Source organism: Hymenobacter coalescens, from assembly GCF_054783195.1.
In genome coordinates, this window is record NZ_BAAGRA010000005.1 from 42,662 (window position 1) to 61,220 (window position 18,559).

15 protein-coding genes are annotated in these 18,559 nt (G+C 62.4%); 5 read left to right on the forward strand and 10 right to left on the reverse strand.

The features are described 5' to 3' along the window. Positions 1–301: 301 nt before the first annotated feature. The gene (locus ACYVKQ_RS04735; RefSeq protein ID WP_460576140.1) at positions 302–2,941 is read right to left on the reverse strand and encodes a TonB-dependent receptor; all 2,640 of its coding nucleotides are present in this window, start codon (positions 2,939–2,941) and stop codon (positions 302–304) included. Positions 2,942–3,494: 553 nt separating this feature from the next. Here ACYVKQ_RS04735 and ACYVKQ_RS04740 point away from each other — a divergent pair. Then, positions 3,495–4,892 (forward strand): FAD-dependent oxidoreductase, encoded by a 1,398-nt coding sequence (locus tag ACYVKQ_RS04740; RefSeq protein WP_460576142.1) that lies wholly within the window; start codon positions 3,495–3,497, stop codon positions 4,890–4,892. Here ACYVKQ_RS04740 and ACYVKQ_RS04745 read toward each other — a convergent pair. Together ACYVKQ_RS04745 and rpoN are read right to left on the reverse strand one after the other, a co-directional pair. Beyond that, the gene (locus ACYVKQ_RS04745) at positions 4,885–5,514 is read right to left on the reverse strand and encodes a hypothetical protein (protein ID WP_460576145.1); all 630 of its coding nucleotides are present in this window, start codon (positions 5,512–5,514) and stop codon (positions 4,885–4,887) included. The two genes, ACYVKQ_RS04740 and ACYVKQ_RS04745, sit on opposite strands and share 8 nt — an antisense overlap. A 590-nt stretch (positions 5,515–6,104) precedes the next feature. Beyond that, positions 6,105–7,685, reverse strand: coding sequence for an RNA polymerase factor sigma-54 (gene rpoN, locus ACYVKQ_RS04750; RefSeq protein WP_460576147.1), 1,581 nt, complete (start codon positions 7,683–7,685; stop codon positions 6,105–6,107). 298 nt (positions 7,686–7,983) lie between these two features. Here rpoN and asnS point away from each other — a divergent pair, with 298 nt between their 5' ends. Next, positions 7,984–9,378, forward strand: a complete 1,395-nt coding sequence (gene asnS, locus ACYVKQ_RS04755) for an asparagine--tRNA ligase (RefSeq protein ID WP_460576149.1) — start codon at positions 7,984–7,986, stop codon at positions 9,376–9,378. Positions 9,379–9,456: 78 nt separating this feature from the next. Here the strand turns inward: asnS and ACYVKQ_RS04760 are convergent, their stop codons facing one another. The 3 genes from ACYVKQ_RS04760 to ACYVKQ_RS04770 all read right to left on the reverse strand — a co-directional run bounded on the left by ACYVKQ_RS04760 (position 9,457) and on the right by ACYVKQ_RS04770 (position 11,228). Continuing rightward, positions 9,457–9,705, reverse strand: coding sequence for a hypothetical protein (locus ACYVKQ_RS04760; protein ID WP_460576151.1), 249 nt, complete (start codon positions 9,703–9,705; stop codon positions 9,457–9,459). Between the two features lie 158 nt (positions 9,706–9,863). Continuing rightward, a complete protein-coding gene (locus ACYVKQ_RS04765; protein ID WP_460576153.1) occupies positions 9,864–10,565 on the reverse strand; it encodes a hypothetical protein in 702 nt (233 codons plus the stop codon). A gap of 186 nt (positions 10,566–10,751) precedes the next feature. Continuing rightward, positions 10,752–11,228, reverse strand: a complete 477-nt coding sequence (locus ACYVKQ_RS04770; RefSeq protein WP_460576155.1) for a hypothetical protein — start codon at positions 11,226–11,228, stop codon at positions 10,752–10,754. A 270-nt stretch (positions 11,229–11,498) separates the two neighbouring features. Between ACYVKQ_RS04770 and uvrA the strand changes: the two genes are divergently transcribed. Together uvrA and ACYVKQ_RS04780 are read left to right on the forward strand one after the other, a co-directional pair. After that, on the forward strand, positions 11,499–14,555 hold the full coding sequence (gene uvrA, locus ACYVKQ_RS04775; RefSeq protein ID WP_460576156.1) for an excinuclease ABC subunit UvrA: 3,057 nt from the start codon (positions 11,499–11,501) through the stop codon (positions 14,553–14,555). A 143-nt stretch (positions 14,556–14,698) separates the two neighbouring features. Further along, complete coding sequence (locus ACYVKQ_RS04780) at positions 14,699–15,127, forward strand: hypothetical protein (protein ID WP_460576158.1); 429 nt, start codon at positions 14,699–14,701, stop codon at positions 15,125–15,127. A gap of 13 nt (positions 15,128–15,140) precedes the next feature. Here ACYVKQ_RS04780 and ACYVKQ_RS04785 read toward each other — a convergent pair whose 3' ends face one another. From ACYVKQ_RS04785 to ACYVKQ_RS04800, 4 genes are all read right to left on the reverse strand, one after another. Next, on the reverse strand, positions 15,141–15,581 hold the full coding sequence (locus tag ACYVKQ_RS04785; protein WP_460576160.1) for a RidA family protein: 441 nt from the start codon (positions 15,579–15,581) through the stop codon (positions 15,141–15,143). Between the two features lie 175 nt (positions 15,582–15,756). Beyond that, entirely contained in the window at positions 15,757–16,416 is a 660-nt protein-coding gene (locus ACYVKQ_RS04790) for a DUF4142 domain-containing protein (protein WP_460576162.1), read from the reverse strand. 60 nt (positions 16,417–16,476) lie between these two features. Next, positions 16,477–16,722 (reverse strand): hypothetical protein, encoded by a 246-nt coding sequence (locus ACYVKQ_RS04795; protein WP_460576164.1) that lies wholly within the window; start codon positions 16,720–16,722, stop codon positions 16,477–16,479. Positions 16,723–16,763: 41 nt separating this feature from the next. Beyond that, entirely contained in the window at positions 16,764–17,342 is a 579-nt protein-coding gene (locus tag ACYVKQ_RS04800) for a DUF4142 domain-containing protein (RefSeq protein WP_460576166.1), read from the reverse strand. Between the two features lie 190 nt (positions 17,343–17,532). Here ACYVKQ_RS04800 and ACYVKQ_RS04805 point away from each other — a divergent pair, with 190 nt between their 5' ends. Next, entirely contained in the window at positions 17,533–18,378 is an 846-nt protein-coding gene (locus ACYVKQ_RS04805; protein ID WP_460576168.1) for a hypothetical protein, read from the forward strand. Positions 18,379–18,559: the final 181 nt, after the last annotated feature.

The window sequence follows — 18,559 nt, forward strand, 5'->3', positions numbered from 1 at the left end:
GAATAGGTGCTTGTTGAGCTTGAGCGGTAAGGGCGCCTGCCAAAAGGCCTGAGAGGACTACTGGGTAGCGGTGTTTCGGGTAAGCCATTGAATGATTATTGGAAAGAGCCTCAAAATTCTTGCGCTGTTTCCAAGACCTCCGGCGCTTTTGGGTGGACCGTCCGGCTTTCTGGCCGAACGCTCGGTTTTAGTGTGTAGGCCGATTCCCATATAGGGGCGAGTGTTTCCTAATTGGGAATCGGCAACAAAAAAGCCACCCCGCGTCAGCGGAGTGGCTTTTTTGTTGACCAGTTGATGGGCGTTACTTGATGTCGACTTGCAGACCCAGGTAGGCCAGGCGGCCAATGTTGGGGCCGCCGTAGATCTGGGTATTGGCCTGGTCCAGCAGGTTAGAGCCTCCGAGTTGGACGGTCGTGGCCAACTTGGGCACGTGGTAGCCCACGAAAGCATCCAGCGAGCTATAATCGGCCAGCTCACCCACGGCAAACGGCGTTTCGTACAGGTGGCCCTGGGCCCAGCGGTAGTTTACCGAATAGCTCAGCTGGCCGGCCTGCCCATTGGCACCCACGTTGAATTTGTGCTTGGGCGTGTTGAAGAACGTCTGGAAATTCTCGTCCGTAATGCGCGAGCGGTTCAGGACGTTCAGGCTGTAGTTGGCCGTGAGCACCAGTGGTTTGGCCAGGTTGTAGCTCAGGCCGGCCGCAGCGCCGCGCGTTTCCACTTCCTGGCCGGCGTTGGTCCACACCTGCAGCACGCGCGTCGGCCCGTTCAGGGTGCCGTCGGGGTTGCCGATAAAGCGCTGGGCGCCGATGAAGTCGTTGTAGTAACTCTGGAAGTAGTTCAGGTCCAGGTAGAGCTTGTTGCTGAATGTGCCGCGGTAGCCCACCTCGTACGTGCTCAGGCGCTCCAGCTTCAGCGGAGCGATATTGATAACGGTCGGCAAGGGGTTGGCGGAAGGCAGGGCTCGGCCTTGGAAGCCGTTGCCGACGTTGCCCAACAGGTACACCGGGCCCACATCGAGGCGGATGTACTGGTCGAGCTGGGTAGGCGAGCGGAAGGCGCGGCCGAAGCTGGCGCGGAAGCTGTGCTGGCGGTTGTCACCCACGGAATACACGGCCGAGGCGCGCGGCGAGAAAGCCGGGTCGAAATTTTTGAACAGGTCCAGACGGCCGGCCAAGGCCACCTTCAGCCGGTCGTCCAGCATCTGGTGCGAAAACTGGGTGTACGCACCCATTTCGTGGTTCTGGATGCGCTCCTTGTCGTCGGAGAAAAACTTGCCGTCGGAGCCCAAGCGGAATTTGCGGTAAGCCGCACCCAGGATGAGGTTGGTTTTGTCGCCGAAGCGGAAGTCGTACTGCGCGTTGCCCTCGTTGAGCAGGGAGCTGGGGTTCAGGCGCGCGCCACGGCCGGGCGTGTTGTCACCGATGATGGCCGAGCGCAGCTGGCCGAAGCGCGGGCTGGCCGGGTCCAGAAGCTTCTCGTTGGCGGCCCGTTGCGCCGCTGCCAACGCCTGCTCGCGCGGCAGGTTCTGCGCTCGGGCTGCTTTGTAGGCACCGTTGTAAGTGGCGAAATACAGGCCTGCGTAGCTGGTCCCACTGCCCTCGGCCACGGGCGAGGCTTGCAGAAACGAGCCCAGGAAGCCCAGGTCGTAAGAATTGTTGCCGAAATCCTGGGTCGACGAACCGCGCAAAAACCACCGCTCACCCCGCAGTTCGCCGCGGTATTGGTTGGTGCCGAAGTCGCGCAGGCGGTAACGACTCGAGCTCTGGTAGCTGGCCGTGCCCCGGTTGATGCTGGCCGCCACGGTGGCTTTCAGCTTGTCGGTCAGCAGGTACGATACCGTGGGAATCACTTTGAAGGACCGCGCTTTATTGTCGCTTCCTACCAAGGTCTTTTCCGTGAAGCCCGGCATAAACACCGTTTCGCCCAGCAATTCGGAGCTGTTGCCGCCCGGTAGCTGCTGGGCGGGGTTGGCGGTGAACAGGAAGCCCTGGTCGCCGTAGCGGTTGACCGCGTCGTAGCCCAGCGGGGAACCTGCCGCGTTGTTGTTGGGCGTGATGACGCGGCTGGTGGCATCTTCATTGCTCGCCAGCCAGTCGTCGGCCGTCAGGTAGCTGCCCACCAGCTTGAACGCGAACTTGTTGCCAATCTTTTGGGCGTAACGCAGTTGGCCATCGAAATAAGCCCGCTGGCCGCCGCGCACGCGGGCCGACAGGCCTTCCGTCACGAACGGGTCCTTGGAGTTCAGCAGCACCACCCCGTTGAAGGCGTTGGCTCCGTAGAGGGCCGACGCCGGCCCGTGGATGACCTCGATGCTGGCAATGTCCAGCTCCGGCACGCCCGTCAGATTGCCCGAGTTGACGTTGAGCGAAGGGGACTGGGTATCGAAGTAATCCACCAGTTGAATCACGCGCTCCGATTTGGGAGAGTTGAAGCCGCGGGTGCTGAGGCTGCTCATCACCATGCTCGAGGAGTTCACGTCGATGCCCTTGAACTGGTTCAGGCTGGCCAGGGCGTCGGGCGGAGGCAGGCGCAGGATCTGGGCCGCCCCGATTTTATCGATGGTTACCGGCGCCTGCTGCAGCGACTCTTCCACGCGGGAAGCCGCTACCACCACTTCGTTGAGCGTAACGGCTTCGTTGAGCGTAACCACCACATCGGAGGTGGCCTTGCTTAACTGCAGCTCGCGGGTTTCATAGCCCACGAACGAAACGGAAATTACCACCGGGCCGTCGCTGAAGTCGGCGGGCAGCGAAAACTGGCCTTCCCGGTTTGTGCCGGTGCCAATCAGGGTGCCTTTCAAAAAAACGGTAGCGCCGGGAATGGGCTGGCCGGCGTCGTTGCGCACGACGCCGCTTACACCGGCTTCGGTTTGGGCCATTGCTGGCAGGGTCAACAAGGCGCTGCCCACAGCCAGGAGGCGGGGGTACAATTGCCGCATAGAAATGAGGAAAGAAGAGGGTAGAAGCAGCAATCCGTTCCGGAGATACGCTGCAAGCCTACAAATTTCGTCTTTCTTAGCGTGATTCTATCAGCTTGACAGTTAGAATTATGAAATACTGATAAGAATCATTAAAAAATGCGGGTTTGTACGTAGGTCTGCTGTTAGTACCGGATGTCCGGATGCCCCGTCAGGCTGGGGCAATCCGCATCGCCCAGGCAGAATTCCCCGATTTGCAGCTGGGGTGGCTCGCCCCCGTCGACCACGCGTGCCGGCTCGGGCACGGTAGGGCTTTGGGCAATAAGCGGATAGCGTAGAGCAGTTGGCAGAACGCCCTGAGCTACGGGTAACGGCAAGTCGGGAAGCATGGGGTATACTGGTAAAATGGGTGGTAGCAAGTGGGTGGGAAGCAATCTACCGCTTTTTACTGGATGAGGTAAAGATTAGTTTTTATTTTTCGGTGAAAGTATAATTCCTGCCAGCCGTGTTATAGCATTGCGAACGGGCCAAACAGCCGTAAACCTTTACTTTCGAAGCCCTCCACGTTCCCCCTATGGATTTTCCTGCTGCTTCTTCTGCCGATCAGTCTTCCACCCAGGCCACCGGCAACCGACTTACCATCACCGGAGCCGGGCTGGTCGGCTCGCTGCTTGCCTTGTACCTGGCCCGCCGCGGCCACGCCGTGGACGTGTACGAGCGGCGGTCCGATCCGCGCCGCGCCGGCGCGGATGCCGGCCGTTCCATCAACCTGGCGTTGTCGGACCGCGGCTGGCGCGCCCTGGAAGGCGTGGGCATTGCCGAGGCCGTGCGCGAGGTAGCCATTCCCATGTACGGGCGCGTGATGCACGACGCGCAGGGCAACCTGAGCCAGCAGCCCTACGGCAAGCCCGGGCAGGGCATCTACTCCGTATCGCGCGGGGGGTTAAACCGCCGCCTGCTGGAGCTGGCCGAGGCCCAACCGAACGTCCGCGTATTCTTCGGGCAGCAGTGCCTCGACGTGAACCTGCGCCAGCGCCGGCTGCACCTGCGCGACGCGGCTACCGGCGAGGAGCAGCACCTGGCGTTTCGCCGCCTGTTCGGCACCGACGGGGCCTTTTCGGCCGTGCGCGGCGCCATGCAGAAAACCGACCGCTACGACTACTCCCAGTCGTATCTGGAGTACGGCTACAAGGAGCTGACCATCGCACCCACGGCCGATGGGGGCTGGGCCCTGGAAAAGCACGCGCTGCACATCTGGCCGCGCGGGCGCTACATGATGATTGCCTTGCCCAACCTCGACGGCTCGTTTACCTGCACGCTGTTTTTCCCCTTCGAGGGCGAAGAATCCTTCGCGGCGCTGCAAACGCCGGCCGACGTGACGGCCTTCTTCGAGCGGGTATTCCCCGACGCGGTGCCGCTGATGCCCGAGCTGACCGAGGACTTCTTTCACAACCCCACCGCCTCGCTTGTGACCGTGAAGTGCTTCCCGTGGTCGTTCGACGACGATGTGGTGCTCCTGGGCGACGCGGCCCACGCCATCGTGCCGTTCTACGGGCAGGGCATGAACGCCGGCTTTGAGGACTGCACCGTGCTCGACGAGCTGATGGCCCGGCACGGCGACGACTGGCACACCATCTTCCGCGAGTTTCAGCAGCTGCGCAAGCCCAACGCCGACGCCATTGCCGACCTGGCCGTGTACAACTTCGTGGAGATGCGCGACCGGGTGGCCGACCCGCGCTTCCTGCTGCAGAAGAAAATCGAAAGCAAAATCGCCGCGCAGTACCCCGAGCAGTGGCTGCCGCTGTACTCGCAGGTTACCTTCTCGCACCGCCCGTACGCCGAGGCCTGGGCCAACGGGCAGCGGCAGGACGGCATCATGGAGCGCCTGATGGCCCATATTGAAAACGAAGCCGACTACGACCGGCCCGAGGTGCAGGAGCTGGTGGGGCAGGAAATGGCCCGCGTCAGCTAAAAGCCCATCCACCCAGCAGCGCCACCACGCCGCCCAGCAGCAGGCCCGCCGCCACCTGGGCCGGCGTGTGCGCGCGCCGCTTCAGCCGGGCCCAGGCCACGGCCCCGGCCAGCAGCAGCGCAGCCGCCCAGTACGCCGCGCCGGCCGCGCCCAGCGGATAAGGGCGCAGCAGCAAGGCCGTCAGCAACCCCAGCGCCCCGCCCATGCCCACGCCGTGCGCGGAAATCTTCCACCAGAAGGTGATGAGGAAGGTGAGCAGCGCGGCCGTGGTCATGGCCCCGAGCAACAGCGAGAGCAGCGGCGCGCGGTAGGCCGGCGCGTAAAGCGTCAGCGCGGTGGCGGCGGCAAACGAGGCCGCCGTCAGCAGCAGGGGCAGGGGCCGCTGCCGCCGCTCCGCCAGCTCCACCGAGCTGATGCGGCCACTACGCACCAGCCCCCAGGTGGCCAGCCCGGGCAGCCAGAAGGTTATTAGCCCGACCAGCAGCAGCACCTGCCCGCGGGCCGCGGCCGTCAGCGGCAGCAGCTCGGCCGGCAAGCCGTAGGCCAGCACCCCCACCAGGTAGGTCGGGATGAGCAGCGGGTGAAAGACGACGGAGAGCAGCTGGGCCAGGCGGTAAAGCACGCGGGCAAAAATAGGAGCGTTGCCGATGCTTTTACCCTACTAGTGTGGCAGGAAACGCAGCCGAAAGCGGGAATCAGCGTTGCTAACGCACAACCGGTAGGCGTGCGTTAGAAAAAAGCGTGGCTTGGGTGGATTGCGCCACATCGAGGCAGAACGCCTTCTACCGTAATGCAGGTGAAGTTTCATCGTGTCCCGGGTGGCCGAGTCGACCAAGCTGATGAGCATGGGCCGACCGCTCCAGAAAAAGCCCATAGCGGTATCGGCCGACCACCTGCCTGACGAGCTTGGGCGAAATCCATTTCGTGGCTGGGCCCACGAGTAGATTTCATACTGAGTTGCTGTTATGAACTCCAGATATATCCGGGAGCTGTCACTGTGTTTAGTCGGTACATACCCAATAAACGAACACCCGCGCAGGGGTGGCGGTGGCGGCGGAATCTGTTCGGGTGTAAAAGCATCATGGGATGGAGCCGCCGACTCGCATCCCATGATGTTCAATAGTAAAGCCAAGCCGGTGCCGAAGCGCTGAAAAGACCCGTGACAGCGTGCCATACGCGAAGCCGACGAGCCGGGCAGCGGGCCAAGCATGCTTACAGCTCCTTGCGCAGGCGGGCCACCGGGATGTTCAGCTGCTCGCGGTACTTGGCCACGGTGCGCCGCGCGATGTTGTAGCCGCGGGTGTTGAGCATCTTTTCCAGCTTGTCGTCCGACAGCGGCCGGCGCTTGTCCTCGGCCTCGATGATTTCCTTCAGGATGTGCTTTACCTCGCGGCTGCTGGCGTCCTCGCCCGAGTCGGTGGCGATGCCCTCGGAGAAGAAGTACTTGAGCGGGTAAATGCCGAACTCGGTTTGCACAGCCTTGGAATTGGCCACGCGCGAAACGGTGCTGATGTCCATGCCGATTTCGGTGGCAATGTCCTTCAGAATCATCGGGCGCAGCTTGCTCTCGTCGCCGTCGAGGAAAAACTCGCGCTGGTAGCGCACGATGGAATCCATGGTGCGCAGCAGGGTGTTCTGCCGCTGCTTGATGGCGTCGATAAACCACTTGGCCGCGTCCAGCTTCTGCTTCACGAAGGTGACGGCCTCCTTGAGCTTCTTGTCCTTGCGGGCACCCTTGTCGTAGGCCTGGAACATTTCCTGGTAGTCGCGGCTCACGCGCAGGTCGGGGGCGTTGCGCGCGTTCAGCGTCAGGTTCAGTTCGCCGTTGTCGTTGGTCAGGATGAAGTCCGGAATGATGTACTGCACCCGGCCGCCGCCGGTGGGGCCCGAGCCGCCGGGCTTGGGGTTGAGCTTGAGAATCAGGCTGATGGATTCCTTGAGCTCGTCGTCCTCCAGGTCCAGCTTCTGCTGAATGCGCTGGTAGTGCTTCTTGGTGAACTCCTCGAAGGTGTCCATCAGGATGTGCTGGGCGTGCTCCACCACGTCGTCGTGGGGGCGGCGGTCCAGCTGCAGCAGCAGGCACTCGCGCAGGTCGCGGGCCCCGATGCCGGGCGGGTCGAAGGTCTGGATCAGGCGCAGTACCTGCTCGATTTCCTCCTCCGTGGCCTCGATGTTCTGCGAGAAGGCCAGGTCGTTGACGATGGCGCCCAGGTCGCGGCGGATGTAGCCGTCGGCGTCGATGGAGCCGATAAGCTGCCGGCCGATGGCCTCGCGCTGCTCGTCCAGGTCCATGAAGCGCAGCTGCTCGAACAGGGAGTCGGTGAGCGTCGAGCTGGTATCGGCCAGGGGCATGTCGCGGTCTTCCTCGTCGCCGCCGTTGTCGCCCTGCATCTTGTAGCCGGCTATTTCGTCGTCGTTGAGGTAGTCGTCGATATCCAGGTCGTCGGATTCCTTGGCTTCGCTAGTGTCCTCGTCCTTGGGTATTTCTATTTCGGGCTCGGCGGGCTCGTCGTAGTCTTCGTCGAGGATGTTCTCCTCGTTGTCGTACTCCTCGCCCTCGGCGGGCTCGTCGGGCGTATCGTCGTCCGCGTCGTCGCCAAACTCGTCGTCGGCGTCCTCGTCGGCCATGTCCGCCTCTTCGGCATCGCCTTCTTCCAGGGCCGGATTGGCTTCCAGCTCTTCCTTGATGCGCATTTCCAGCTCCGCCGTGGGTATCTGGAGGAGCTTGATAAACTGTATCTGTTGGGGGGACAGCTTCTGCGAGAGAAGCTGTTTCATGTCCAGTCGTTGCATAGCTGAGGTACGCGTGCCGGCGCCAGGTGGAGGGCGCCGCTCCTGCCAAAGATAGCCTATTGTGTACTTCAGTTTTGGGGCAAAGGTTGGTGGGAAAAGCAGGTTTGGCACCCTGTGTGTAGTCAGGCTCGGCCCCTCGCAGGATAGTAATATGCTTTTAGCACTACAGTGACATTGACTGCCGTGCGCGCGGGCGGCCCCACGGGCCACAGAGCAGCTGCCCGGCGCCGTAAAAATCAGCGCAGGAAAGTCCGCAGCGCCGCCGTATTTTTGCCGGCTCAACTTCATTGCTAAGACGATGTCCGTCAGAAGATCAAGCGTAGAGGCACTGCTCGCCAGCCAGGAGCTGGACCGCGAGGTGCTCGTAAAAGGCTGGGTTCGTACCCGCCGCGGCAACAAATACGTGCAGTTTATCGCCGTTAACGACGGCTCGACCATCAATAACCTGCAGGTAGTCGCCGACGCTGAGAAGTTTCCGGAGGAAACGCTGAAGGACGTGGCCACCGGCTCGTGCGTGGCCGTGCGCGGCACGCTCGTGGCCTCGCAGGGCAAGGGCCAATCGGTGGAAATCCAGGCGTCGGAAATCGAAGTGCTGGGCAAAGCCGACCCCGAAACCTACCCGCTGCAGAAGAAAGGCCACTCGCTGGAGTTCCTGCGCGAAATTGCCCACCTGCGCCCCCGCACCAACACCTTCGGGGCGGTGCTGCGCCTGCGCCACGCGCTGGCCTTTGGGGTGCACCAGTACTTCAACGACCGCGGCTTCTTCTACGTGCACACGCCCATCATCACCGGCTCCGATGCCGAGGGCGCCGGCCAGATGTTCCGCGTGACCACCCTGCCCGAGCAAAACCCGCCCCTGACCGAGGACGGCCGCGTCGATTACAAGGAAGACTTCTTCGGCAAAGCCACCAACCTCACGGTTTCGGGGCAGCTGGAGGGCGAAGTGGCCGCCATGGCCCTGGGCAAGGTGTATACCTTCGGCCCCACGTTCCGCGCCGAGAACAGCAACACGGCCCGTCACCTGGCCGAGTTCTGGATGATCGAGCCGGAAATGGCCTTCTTCGACCTCGTCGACAACATGGACCTGGCGGAGGATTTCCTGAAGTACCTCGTGCGCTACGCCCTGGAAAAGTGCCCGCAGGACCTGCAGTTCCTCAACGACCAATACGACAAGGAACTGCTCGCCCGCTTGCATTTCGTCATCGACAACGACTTCCAGCGCCTGACCTACACCGAGGCGGTGGACATTCTGAAGACGGCCAAGCAGAAGTTTGAATTTCCCGTGGACTGGGGCACCGACCTGCAGTCGGAGCACGAGCGGTACCTGGTAGAGAAGCACTTCAAGAAGCCGGTCATCCTGACGAACTACCCGAAGGACATCAAGGCCTTCTACATGAAGCTCGACGAGGACGGCCGCACCGTGCGCGCCATGGACGTGCTCTTCCCCGGCATCGGCGAAATCATCGGCGGCTCGCAGCGCGAGGAAAGCCTGGAGAAGCTGCAGCAGCGCATGCAGGAAATGCACGTGCCCGAGGAGGACCTGTGGTGGTACCTCGACCTGCGCCGCTTCGGCGCGGCCCCGCACTCCGGCTTCGGCCTGGGCTTCGAGCGTCTGGTGCTGTTCGTGACCGGCATGACCAACATCCGCGACGTGATTCCCTTCCCGCGCTTCCCCAAGAGCGCGGAGTTTTAATCTTCCGTTACCCTCGTAAAGCAAACAACGGCCGCCTTGGAACGAGGCGGCCGTTGTTTGCTTTACGAGGAGTTCCAGTTAGCAGTAGTTGCGCAGTTCCTTGTCATCCACGGCCACCAAGTTATCCAGCCGCAGCTCAAATCCATCTTCCAGGCGCAGGTACTCCACCTTGTCGCGGATGTACAGGTCCCGAATGACGCCGTGGTACGTGCTGGGCGGTGTGTCGGGCTCGGTGCGGTAGGTGAGCGTGCAGGGTTGCTGGGTGGTGGCGCGGGCTTCCAGCTCGTCGTAGAAAGAGCAGCTGATGGGACGGTAGTCGGCAGACATGACAAGGGGGAATAGCAAGAGTATTTCAGTATCGGTCTTATAACTGAAGCAGGCCGCGCTTGTTCGCCCAGCCAGGCACCGGCGGCGGGACGGCGGTTGCAGCCCAAACAAAAAGCCCCTCCAGAAGAGGGGCTTTTGCACGTAAAGTGGTGGAGAGGTTAGCGTACACGGCCGTTGCGCCCGCCTTCGGGGCCCCGGTTGTTGCTGGGGCCCTGCTGCGTACGACCGCCCTGTGGATACTGGCCATCGGAGCGGCCCGGGCCCTGCCCATAGGAGGGGTTGCGGTCGGGGTAGTTGTTCTGCGCGCTGCGGTTGGGTTGGCGCGAGGGGTAACTGGGTTGCCGGTCGTAGCGACTGTCGCGGTCGTCATTGGAGCGGGCGTAGCCGTTGCGGTTGTCGTAGCGGTCGGGCTGCTGGCGGTACTGCCAGTCGCGGCCGTAGCCCCCGTAGCCGCCGCGCCAGCCGTAGCCGGGCGCCGAGCGGTAGTAGCCGGGGCGCAAGCCGAGGGTGTTGCAGTAGTCACGGTGGTCGTAGATGTAGCCCCAGGGTTGCCGTCCCACGTACTGCACCACCACCGGGTGGAAAAAGCGCGGGTCGTAGCCGGCGTAGTAGGCCGGGAGGGCAGGGGCACTAACCCAATCGTTGTAGTACGGGTCGAAGTACAGGTACGACTGCGAATACAGGTCGTAGTAGCCGTCGATTTCGGGGATGTAGTAGTACTGCGCGCCGGTCGGGACGGGCGGCCCCCAGGCCGGCGCCCCGATGTTGACTTGTACCCGCACCTGCGCCTCGGCCGGACGGCCCAGCAGCAGCAACGCCGGCAGGGCAAACAGCAGGGCGGGTTTCAACAGAAATTTCATGGTCGAATCAGAGAAGTTGCTAATCATCAACGCAAAAACAGCACCACAATTCAGCGGTGGCGAGCGTGCGCACCCGGGTTTCCGGCCGCTTAGACCACGCCCGCCGGGCCAGGTTTAACACGAAAAACGCGCCTTCCCCACCTGACGGTAGAAAAGGCGCGCTGCGCAAGGTGGATTGCGACGGGATTAATGCTTGCCGTGGCCTTTGCCTTTACCGTTGCCGCGGCCATTGCCGCCGCCCGGGCCATCAACTACGATGACGTTGGTGCGGGCCGGTGCCACATGAGCGCCGCGCATCTTCTTGGCTTGGCCAGGAGGCATGCCGTGCGGGTGGCCGTACTTGGTTTTGTGCTGGGTATAGTTGACCCAGGGCTGAGCCCCAGCGTAGTCGATGACTACCGGATGGAAGTTGCTGGGGTTGTAGCCGTTGAGCGAGGTCACGCGCGTCCAGTTACCGTTGCGCTGCACGATGTATTGCTGGGCGCGCAGGTCGTAGTAGCCCCCGTATTCGGGCACGTAATAGTACTGAGCGCCAGCCGGCGCGGCCGGGCCCCAGCTCGGCGGGTTGATGTTGACGGTTACCTGAGCCTGGGCTTCGGTGAAAGTGCCAGCGGCTCCGAGGAGCAGCAGGGCAGCAAACAGGGTTTGGGTGATGCGTTTCATGGGAATAGGGAACCAGTGGAGAACTGCGGCGCCGGCAGAAGGCAAGAACAGCGCCAAACTGCGTCGCGGCTGCTACGTACCTCGCAAAATAGCTGCCAACCCGGGTAGCAAGAAGCCCGGAAGCAGCCGAACGAAAAGGCGGCTTTCGGGGTTAGACTCTTCTGCAACCCGCCGCCCGCCGCTGGCTAATGCCGCTAGCAAACCTTCGGGCCTGGTTAGCGAGCGGGGCGCTTTTAACGTACTTTCGCGGGCTTATCTGCTACGCATTGCATGGCTAAGAAAAAATCAGCGGCCGCGGCCGCAGCTGAGGCCCCGGCCGCGGCGCCCAAGTCTACGCCCAAGGTCCGCAAAACGGCTGTGCCCAAGCCCGCCGAGGCGGACCACGCCCGTGGGAGCAACGGCCAGCCGGCGCACGCGCCCACCGTAGCCGCGCCGGCCACTTCGGCCACTCACTCCTCGGCGGCTACCATCGAGGCCCCCTTTATCGAGGTGTACGGCGCGCGGGAGCACAACCTGAAGAACGTCTCCATCAAGATTCCGCGCGGCAAGCTGGTGGTGTTCACGGGCATCTCGGGCTCGGGCAAATCCTCACTGGCTTTCGATACCATCTATGCGGAGGGACAGCGCCGCTACATGGAGACGTTTTCGGCCTACGCCCGTTCCTTCATGGGCGGCCTGGAGCGCCCCGACGTGGACAAGATTGAGGGCCTTTCGCCGGTTATCAGCATCGAGCAGAAAACGACCTCGCGCAACCCGCGCTCCACGGTGGGCACCATCACCGAGATTTACGACTTTCTGCGCCTGTTCTACGCCCGCACCGCCGAAGCCTTCAGCTACGTGACGGGCAAGAAGATGATCCGGCAGTCCGACGACCAGATCATCAATTACATCCTCAAGCACTTCGAGGGCAAAAAGCTGGTGGTGCTGGCGCCGGTGGTGAAGGGCCGCAAAGGCCACTACCGCGAGCTGTTCCAGCAGATTGCCAAGCTGGGCTTCACCAAGGTGCGCGTCGACGGCGAGCTGCTCGACATCACCGCCAAGATGCAGGTGGACCGCTACAAGATCCACGACATCGAAATCGTCATCGACCGCCTGCTGGTGCGCGAAGACGACCGGTTCCGCCTCTCCGGCTCCATGCAGTCGGCGCTGACGCACGGCAAGGGCACGGCCCTGGTGCTCGACCCGGATGCCAAGAAGACGCAGTTCTTCTCGCGCTTCCTGATGGATCCGGCCACTGGTATTGCTTACGACGACCCGGCGCCCAACACGTTCTCCTTCAACTCGCCCTACGGCGCCTGCCCGGTGTGCAACGGCCTGGGCGAGATTCAGCAGATTACCGAGGAGTCGGTGATGCCCGACCCCAAGCTGAGCATCAGCCGCGGCGGCATCGCGCCTCTGGGCGAGTACCGTGACATCTGGGTGTTTCAGCAGATGAATCTGATTCTGAAGAAACACAAGGCGTCGCTCACCACGCCCATTGAGAAGCTGCCACGCGAGCTGGTAGAGCGCCTGCTCCACGGCGTGCCCGAGCCGGAGGACGAGGACGACAAGAAAAAAGCCACCTACACCGAGCCGTTCGAGGGCATTATTCCCTTCCTGCGTCGGCAGATGGAGTCCGACTCGGAGAACATCCGCGAGTGGATTCAGCAGTACACCCAGGCCACCGAGTGCCCCGAGTGCCAGGGCTTCCGCCTCAAGAAAGAGTCGCTGCACTTCAAAATCGACAACCGGCACATCGGCGAGCTGTCCGTTATGGACATCGGCGAGTTGAGCCGCTGGTTTGAGGGGCTGGAAGACCGCATTACGGAGCGCCAGAACCTGATTGCGCGCGAGCTGCTCAAGGAAATCCGCAAGCGCATCGGCTTTTTGCTGGAAGTGGGCCTGGAGTACCTGAACCTGCACCGGTCCGTCCGCACCCTGTCGGGCGGCGAGTCGCAGCGCATCCGCCTGGCCACGCAGATCGGTACCCAACTGGTGGGCGTACTCTACATCATGGACGAGCCGAGCATCGGCCTGCACCAGCGCGACAACGAGCGGCTGATCAACGCCCTCAAGCACCTGCGCGACCTGGGCAACTCCATCATCGTGGTGGAGCACGACAAGGACATGATCGTGCACGCCGACCACGTGCTGGACATCGGCCCCGGCGCCGGCATTCACGGCGGACACGTGGTGGCCGAAGGCACGCCGGAAGAATTCCAGCGCAGCGGCTCGCTCACGGCCCAGTACCTGAGCGGCGAAAAACACATCGAGCTGCGCAAGAAAAAGCGCGAAGGCCACGGTACGGAGCTGGTGCTGAAGGGTGCCAAGGGCCACAACCTCAAGAACGTGACCCTGAAGGTGCCGCTGGGCAAGCTGGTGGCCGTGACGGGCGTATCAGGCTCGGGCAAGTCCTCGCTCATCCACGACACGCTGTACCCCATCCTGAACAAGCACTTCTTCAACGCCAAGCGCGAGCCGCTGCCCTTCCAGACCATCGAGGGGCTGGAGCTGCTGGACAAGGTGATTGAGGTGGACCAGTCGCCCATCGGGCGCACGCCGCGCTCCAACCCGGCCACGTACACCGGCGTGTTCACCGAAATCCGTCAGCTGTACTCCAACTTGCCCGAGGCCAAAATCCGCGGCTACGGGCCGGGGCGCTTTTCCTTCAACGTGAAGGGCGGCCGCTGCGAAACCTGCGAGGGCGCCGGCATCCGCACCATCGAAATGAACTTCCTGCCCGACGTGCACGTGCAGTGCGAAACCTGCAAGGGCCGCCGCTACAACCGCGAAACGCTAGAAGTACGCTTCAAGGGCAAGAGCATCACCGACGTGCTCGATATGACCATCGAGAAGGCGGTGGAGTTCTTCGAAAATCAGCCGCGAATTCTGCGCAAGATCAAGACGCTCAACGAAGTGGGCCTGGGTTACATCACGCTGGGGCAGCAGGCCACCACGCTTTCGGGCGGGGAGGCCCAGCGCGTGAAGCTGGCCACCGAGCTGAGCAAAAAGGACACCGGCCAAACCTTCTACATTCTCGACGAGCCGACCACCGGCCTGCACTTCGAGGACATCCGCCACCTGTCGGACGTGCTGCAGAAACTGGCCGACAAAGGCAATACGGTGCTCATCATCGAGCACAACCTGGACCTGATCAAGGTCGCCGACCACATCATTGACCTCGGTCCCGAGGGCGGGGCGGGCGGCGGCACCATCGTAGCGCAGGGTACGCCGGAGCAGGTGGCCAAGGTGAAGAAAGGGCACACGGCCCGCTTCCTGGCCGAGGAGCTGAAAATCAGCAAATACGCCGAGGAAAAGCCCGCCGGCGCGGTCGAAGAAGCTGCTTAACAACCCGAACCTGCGTGCAGGTCGGGGAAAAAACGCCGCCGCGTCCAATGTTAAATTTTGGGCGGGGTGGCGTTTTTTGCTTGACGGCAAATGCGACAAAACGTAGTTTACGCCCTTCGTTCCGCATTGCACCCCACCGTTTCATGAAAGTTCTGGTTTTTCCCCTGCTGCTCGGCGTTGCCGTGGTGGCCGCGCGTTCCACCCCTTCCAAGGGCACCCAATGGCAAGGCACCATCGGCAACGGCATGAAAGGTGGCCGGATTAGCTTCGTGGTAGCGCCCGACGGCAAAACGCTTTCCCAACTCACCTTCAGCGGGTACTGGCGCTGCGGCGGCAAGCTGGAGCAAATCACCATCGGACCCGATACCAACTTCACCGTGCGCGACGGGAACGTGCGCGGCGTGGCGGTAGACCCGCCCGCCGGCGGGGCATCGGCCTGGCGCTACGATTTGGAGGGCCGCTTTTCGGGGGCGGAGGCGGCCACGGGTACCTTTCGCCTGAACATCAACGCGCTGAGCTGCGACACCCGGCGGCTGGAATGGACGGCCGTGCCCGTGGGACCGGCCGAGTAGCCGGGCCACCGCGTCAGGGCTTCACGGCCACCAGTTCTATCTCCACCAGCGCGGCGGGCATCAACAGCCGCTTCACCTCTACCCAAGTAGCCGCCGGAAAGTCGCCTTGGTAGTGCTTCTTGCGCACGACATCCTGCGCTTTGTTGAAGCCCTTTATGTCCACCGTGTACACGTTTTCCTTCACTACGTGGGCGAAACGGAGGCCGTAATGGGCCAGCGTTTTTTCCAGCCGGGCGTAGATGCCGCTGATTTGCTCCGGCATGGTGCCCGCGGCTACCGTGCCCGATACGTAGAGCGTGTTGCCGACCAGCACGGCCTGGGCATAGCCGTAGTCGTTTTCGCTGGGGTGCAGGTTAAATTTCTGTTTGGCCAAGGGCTTGACCGGCGCGGGCGTTTGGGCTGTGGCAGCACCTATGCTTGCCAGCAGCAAGGCCGTGGATAAGAGGTTTTTCATCGGGTCTGAACCGTTTTTGCGTTTGCCTAACGTCGACCACCCGGCGGCGGCCGTTGCACCGAAGGCGGCCCTTGCGTGCCCAATTCACATGATTATGTGCGTCGCAAACGCGCCTAATGCAACGAGCCGCTTCAATGGCTGAAGCGGCTCGTTGCATTAGGCCTTTAAAGCCAGGCTACATCTTCATGTCGCCGTGCTTCTTGAACATGTCTAGGTGGGCCTGTACCACGGGCGTCACCTTGGCAATGAAGCCTTTCAGGTCGGCGTCCTGGGTCATGGTGTTGTGGGCCTGCATGGTGTTAAGCGTCTTCTGGTGGTCCATCACCATCTGCTGCATGTAGCGTTGCTCCAGTTCGGCGCCCGAGAGGTTTTTCATCTGCTCGGCAATGGCTTTGTGCTCGGCGTCCATGTCGGTGGGCAGCGTCACGCCTTTCTTCTGCGCGATGGGCTTCAGTTGGGCCGTCGACGCGGTGTGGTCCTTGATCATCATGTTGGCGTGGTCTTTCGCCATGCCGGTGACGCCTTTTTCCAGCACCAGCTTGCTGAGCTGAATTTCGTTCTGGTCGCTGTGCGCGGCCGACATCATGAACTCGGGGTCGTCCTTGTGGGGCGCGGTGGCGTTCGGATCGGCGGCGGGCATGGTGCTGGCGTTGCCAGTGGTGTCGCCGTCGTTCGAGGCATTGACTTCGCCGCTGGTGGCGTTGCGCATGGCGTTGTCGTTGGCCTCGTTGTTAGCGGTTTCGGTAACGTCCGCGTTGGTTTTGTTGTCGGAACAGGCGGTGGCGCCGGCCATCAGCGCCGCACAACACAGCACGGGGAACAGAAGCTTTTTCATGGGGTTTTGGAAGTGGTTTGGAATGATTGCGGCTATGCTCGGATGAAAAGTCGCGCCCGTTTAGCGGGCCGAGTCGCCGGCCGTCTGTTGCGCCGAATCGGCGTCGGCCGTTACAGTGGGGCCGGCGTTGTTATCAATCACGACGGCATCGGACTTCACGCCCCCTTCTTCGCGGGCTTCATCCATGTCGCTCACGGCTTCGCCGGCCGTGGCGTCGTCGCGCTTGGCGTTGTCGGAGCACGAAGTGGTGCTTAGCAGTAGCAATGCGGCCAGCGGTGCCGCCAGCAAAAATGCGGGTCGTTTCATAACAGGGTTCTGGTTGGATTGGTCAGGTGAAGGCACAGCCGTTAGCGGGGAAGTTGTTCTTCCAGTTGGTCGGCTCGTTCGCGTTGGGTTTTGAGGAGCGCGGCGTGCTTGGCGGCTACGGCCCGGATGTCGCCATCGTAGGCGTCATCGGCCATGTCGTCGAAGGCATCGTGGGCGTCATCGAGGTGCTCGGTAATGGTGCCGAGCAGTTCTTGGTCGAAGGCGGCCCCGCTCAGGCCGCTGAGCTTGCTAACGGTTTCCTGCTGATCCTGGGTCAGCGCATCGGGAACGGCCAGGTTTTTCTGCTCGCCTACGGTGCGCAGCGCCGCGCTCAGGCTCGATTGCTCCCGGGCCAGTTGCTGCCCGTAGCTGCGCAGGGCCGGGCTGCCGCCGCGCCGCTGGGCCAGCAGCCCCAGCTCGGCGCCGAAGCGGCTGCCGGTAGCGGCTTCCACCATGAAGTCGGCGTCTTGTTCCTGGCGCTTGGTTACGTCTTCACGGCCGATGCGCTGCTCGTTCTCAAACTTGGCGTCGGCAACGGGGTCCCGTTCGCCGGTGCCGCAAGAGGCCAGCACCAAGCCAGATACCGCGCAAAGCCACAGGCAGCGAGAAGCTATTTTCATGGACAACCGAATTTTAGCAGACAACCGGTAACCAAGGCTATACGGTGGCCCGCGCGTGCGGTTGAAGTCTATAAGTTCCCGGCTCGTAAATTTTTTTTGGAATAGCTTAAACTATATATACCCGCAGCTTTCCAAGCAAGCGAAACCCGGACGTCCACTTGCTTTCCTCCACTGCTTTTACCAGTTCTCCATGAAACGCTCTTTTTACTCCGCACTGTTGCTCTCGGGCCTCGGTATCAGTTTGATTGCTGGCCTGGCCGGTTGCAGCAAAGACGACGACTTCGGGCCTTCTTCTACGCTATCGGCCGAGGACAACGCCGATGCCGAAGGCACCGACGCCGCCACCTTCGAGTACGTGGATGCCAACGCGCCCGAAGACGTGAACCGCAGCACCGGCACGTGGGCCCCCGCAGCCGACCTGCTGGCCGTGGGCGGAGGCTGCGTTACCCGCACTTACGACGCGGCTACCCGCACGCTCACCATTACGTTTGACGCCAGCGGCTGCATCGGCCGCGACGGGCGCATCCGCCGCGGACAAATCGTGGCCGTGTTCAGCGGGCAGCATCGGCAGCCGGGCTCTTCGGTGGTCATTTCGCTGGTTAATTATTCCGTCAACGGCAACCCCCACACGGGCACGCGCACCATCACCTACACCGGCAGCAGCGTGTACACCCTGGACGTGCAGAATGCCAGCGTAACCACTGCGCAAGGCACCGCCGCCTGGACGTCGCAACGCACTTATACCCAGTTGGCAGGCCAGGGTACCCGCACCATCCTCGACGATGAGTACTCCGTGACGGGCTCGGCCACGGGTACCAACCGCAAGGGCGTCTCTTTCGTGGCTACTATTCAGCAGCCGCTGAAGAAAGTGTTTCAGCGCGGCTGCGCCCGGGTGTTCACCGCCGGAACCGTCGACATCAAGACCTCCAAGGAGAAGACTCTACTGCTGAATTACGACCCCACCGGCACCGCGGCCTGCGACAACATCGCCTCGGTAACCGTGAACGGCCGCACCCGCACCATTCGCTTGCGCTAACTCGTCTTGGCTCTGGCCGCCTGCACCTAGCAGCCCCGACGGTATCCGTCGGGGCTGTTTTAGTTACATGGGCCCGCACTAGCGCCCGGGATACGGTGGTTGTGAGGTAGTTTGAGGGAACATGAAACGCCAGCCGGCGCCACTGGCCAAGCCCCAAAGCAAAAGCGCCGTGGTGCAGTAC

Bases quoted from the DNA above. Each gene is read 5' to 3' on its own strand.
- ACYVKQ_RS04735 (WP_460576140.1), bottom strand. From the start codon at position 2,941: ATGCGGCAATTGTACCCCCGCCTCCTGGCTGTGGGCAGCGCCTTGTTG.
- ACYVKQ_RS04740 (WP_460576142.1), top strand. From the start codon at position 3,495: ATGGATTTTCCTGCTGCTTCTTCTGCCGATCAGTCTTCCACCCAGGCC.
- rpoN (WP_460576147.1), bottom strand. From the start codon at position 7,685: ATGCAACGACTGGACATGAAACAGCTTCTCTCGCAGAAGCTGTCCCCC.
- asnS (WP_460576149.1), top strand. From the start codon at position 7,984: ATGTCCGTCAGAAGATCAAGCGTAGAGGCACTGCTCGCCAGCCAGGAG.
- ACYVKQ_RS04760 (WP_460576151.1), bottom strand. From the start codon at position 9,705: ATGTCTGCCGACTACCGTCCCATCAGCTGCTCTTTCTACGACGAGCTG.
- ACYVKQ_RS04765 (WP_460576153.1), bottom strand. From the start codon at position 10,565: ATGAAATTTCTGTTGAAACCCGCCCTGCTGTTTGCCCTGCCGGCGTTG.
- ACYVKQ_RS04770 (WP_460576155.1), bottom strand. From the start codon at position 11,228: ATGAAACGCATCACCCAAACCCTGTTTGCTGCCCTGCTGCTCCTCGGA.
- uvrA (WP_460576156.1), top strand. From the start codon at position 11,499: ATGGCTAAGAAAAAATCAGCGGCCGCGGCCGCAGCTGAGGCCCCGGCC.
- ACYVKQ_RS04780 (WP_460576158.1), top strand. From the start codon at position 14,699: ATGAAAGTTCTGGTTTTTCCCCTGCTGCTCGGCGTTGCCGTGGTGGCC.
- ACYVKQ_RS04785 (WP_460576160.1), bottom strand. From the start codon at position 15,581: ATGAAAAACCTCTTATCCACGGCCTTGCTGCTGGCAAGCATAGGTGCT.
- ACYVKQ_RS04790 (WP_460576162.1), bottom strand. From the start codon at position 16,416: ATGAAAAAGCTTCTGTTCCCCGTGCTGTGTTGTGCGGCGCTGATGGCC.
- ACYVKQ_RS04795 (WP_460576164.1), bottom strand. From the start codon at position 16,722: ATGAAACGACCCGCATTTTTGCTGGCGGCACCGCTGGCCGCATTGCTA.
- ACYVKQ_RS04800 (WP_460576166.1), bottom strand. From the start codon at position 17,342: ATGAAAATAGCTTCTCGCTGCCTGTGGCTTTGCGCGGTATCTGGCTTG.
- ACYVKQ_RS04805 (WP_460576168.1), top strand. From the start codon at position 17,533: ATGAAACGCTCTTTTTACTCCGCACTGTTGCTCTCGGGCCTCGGTATC.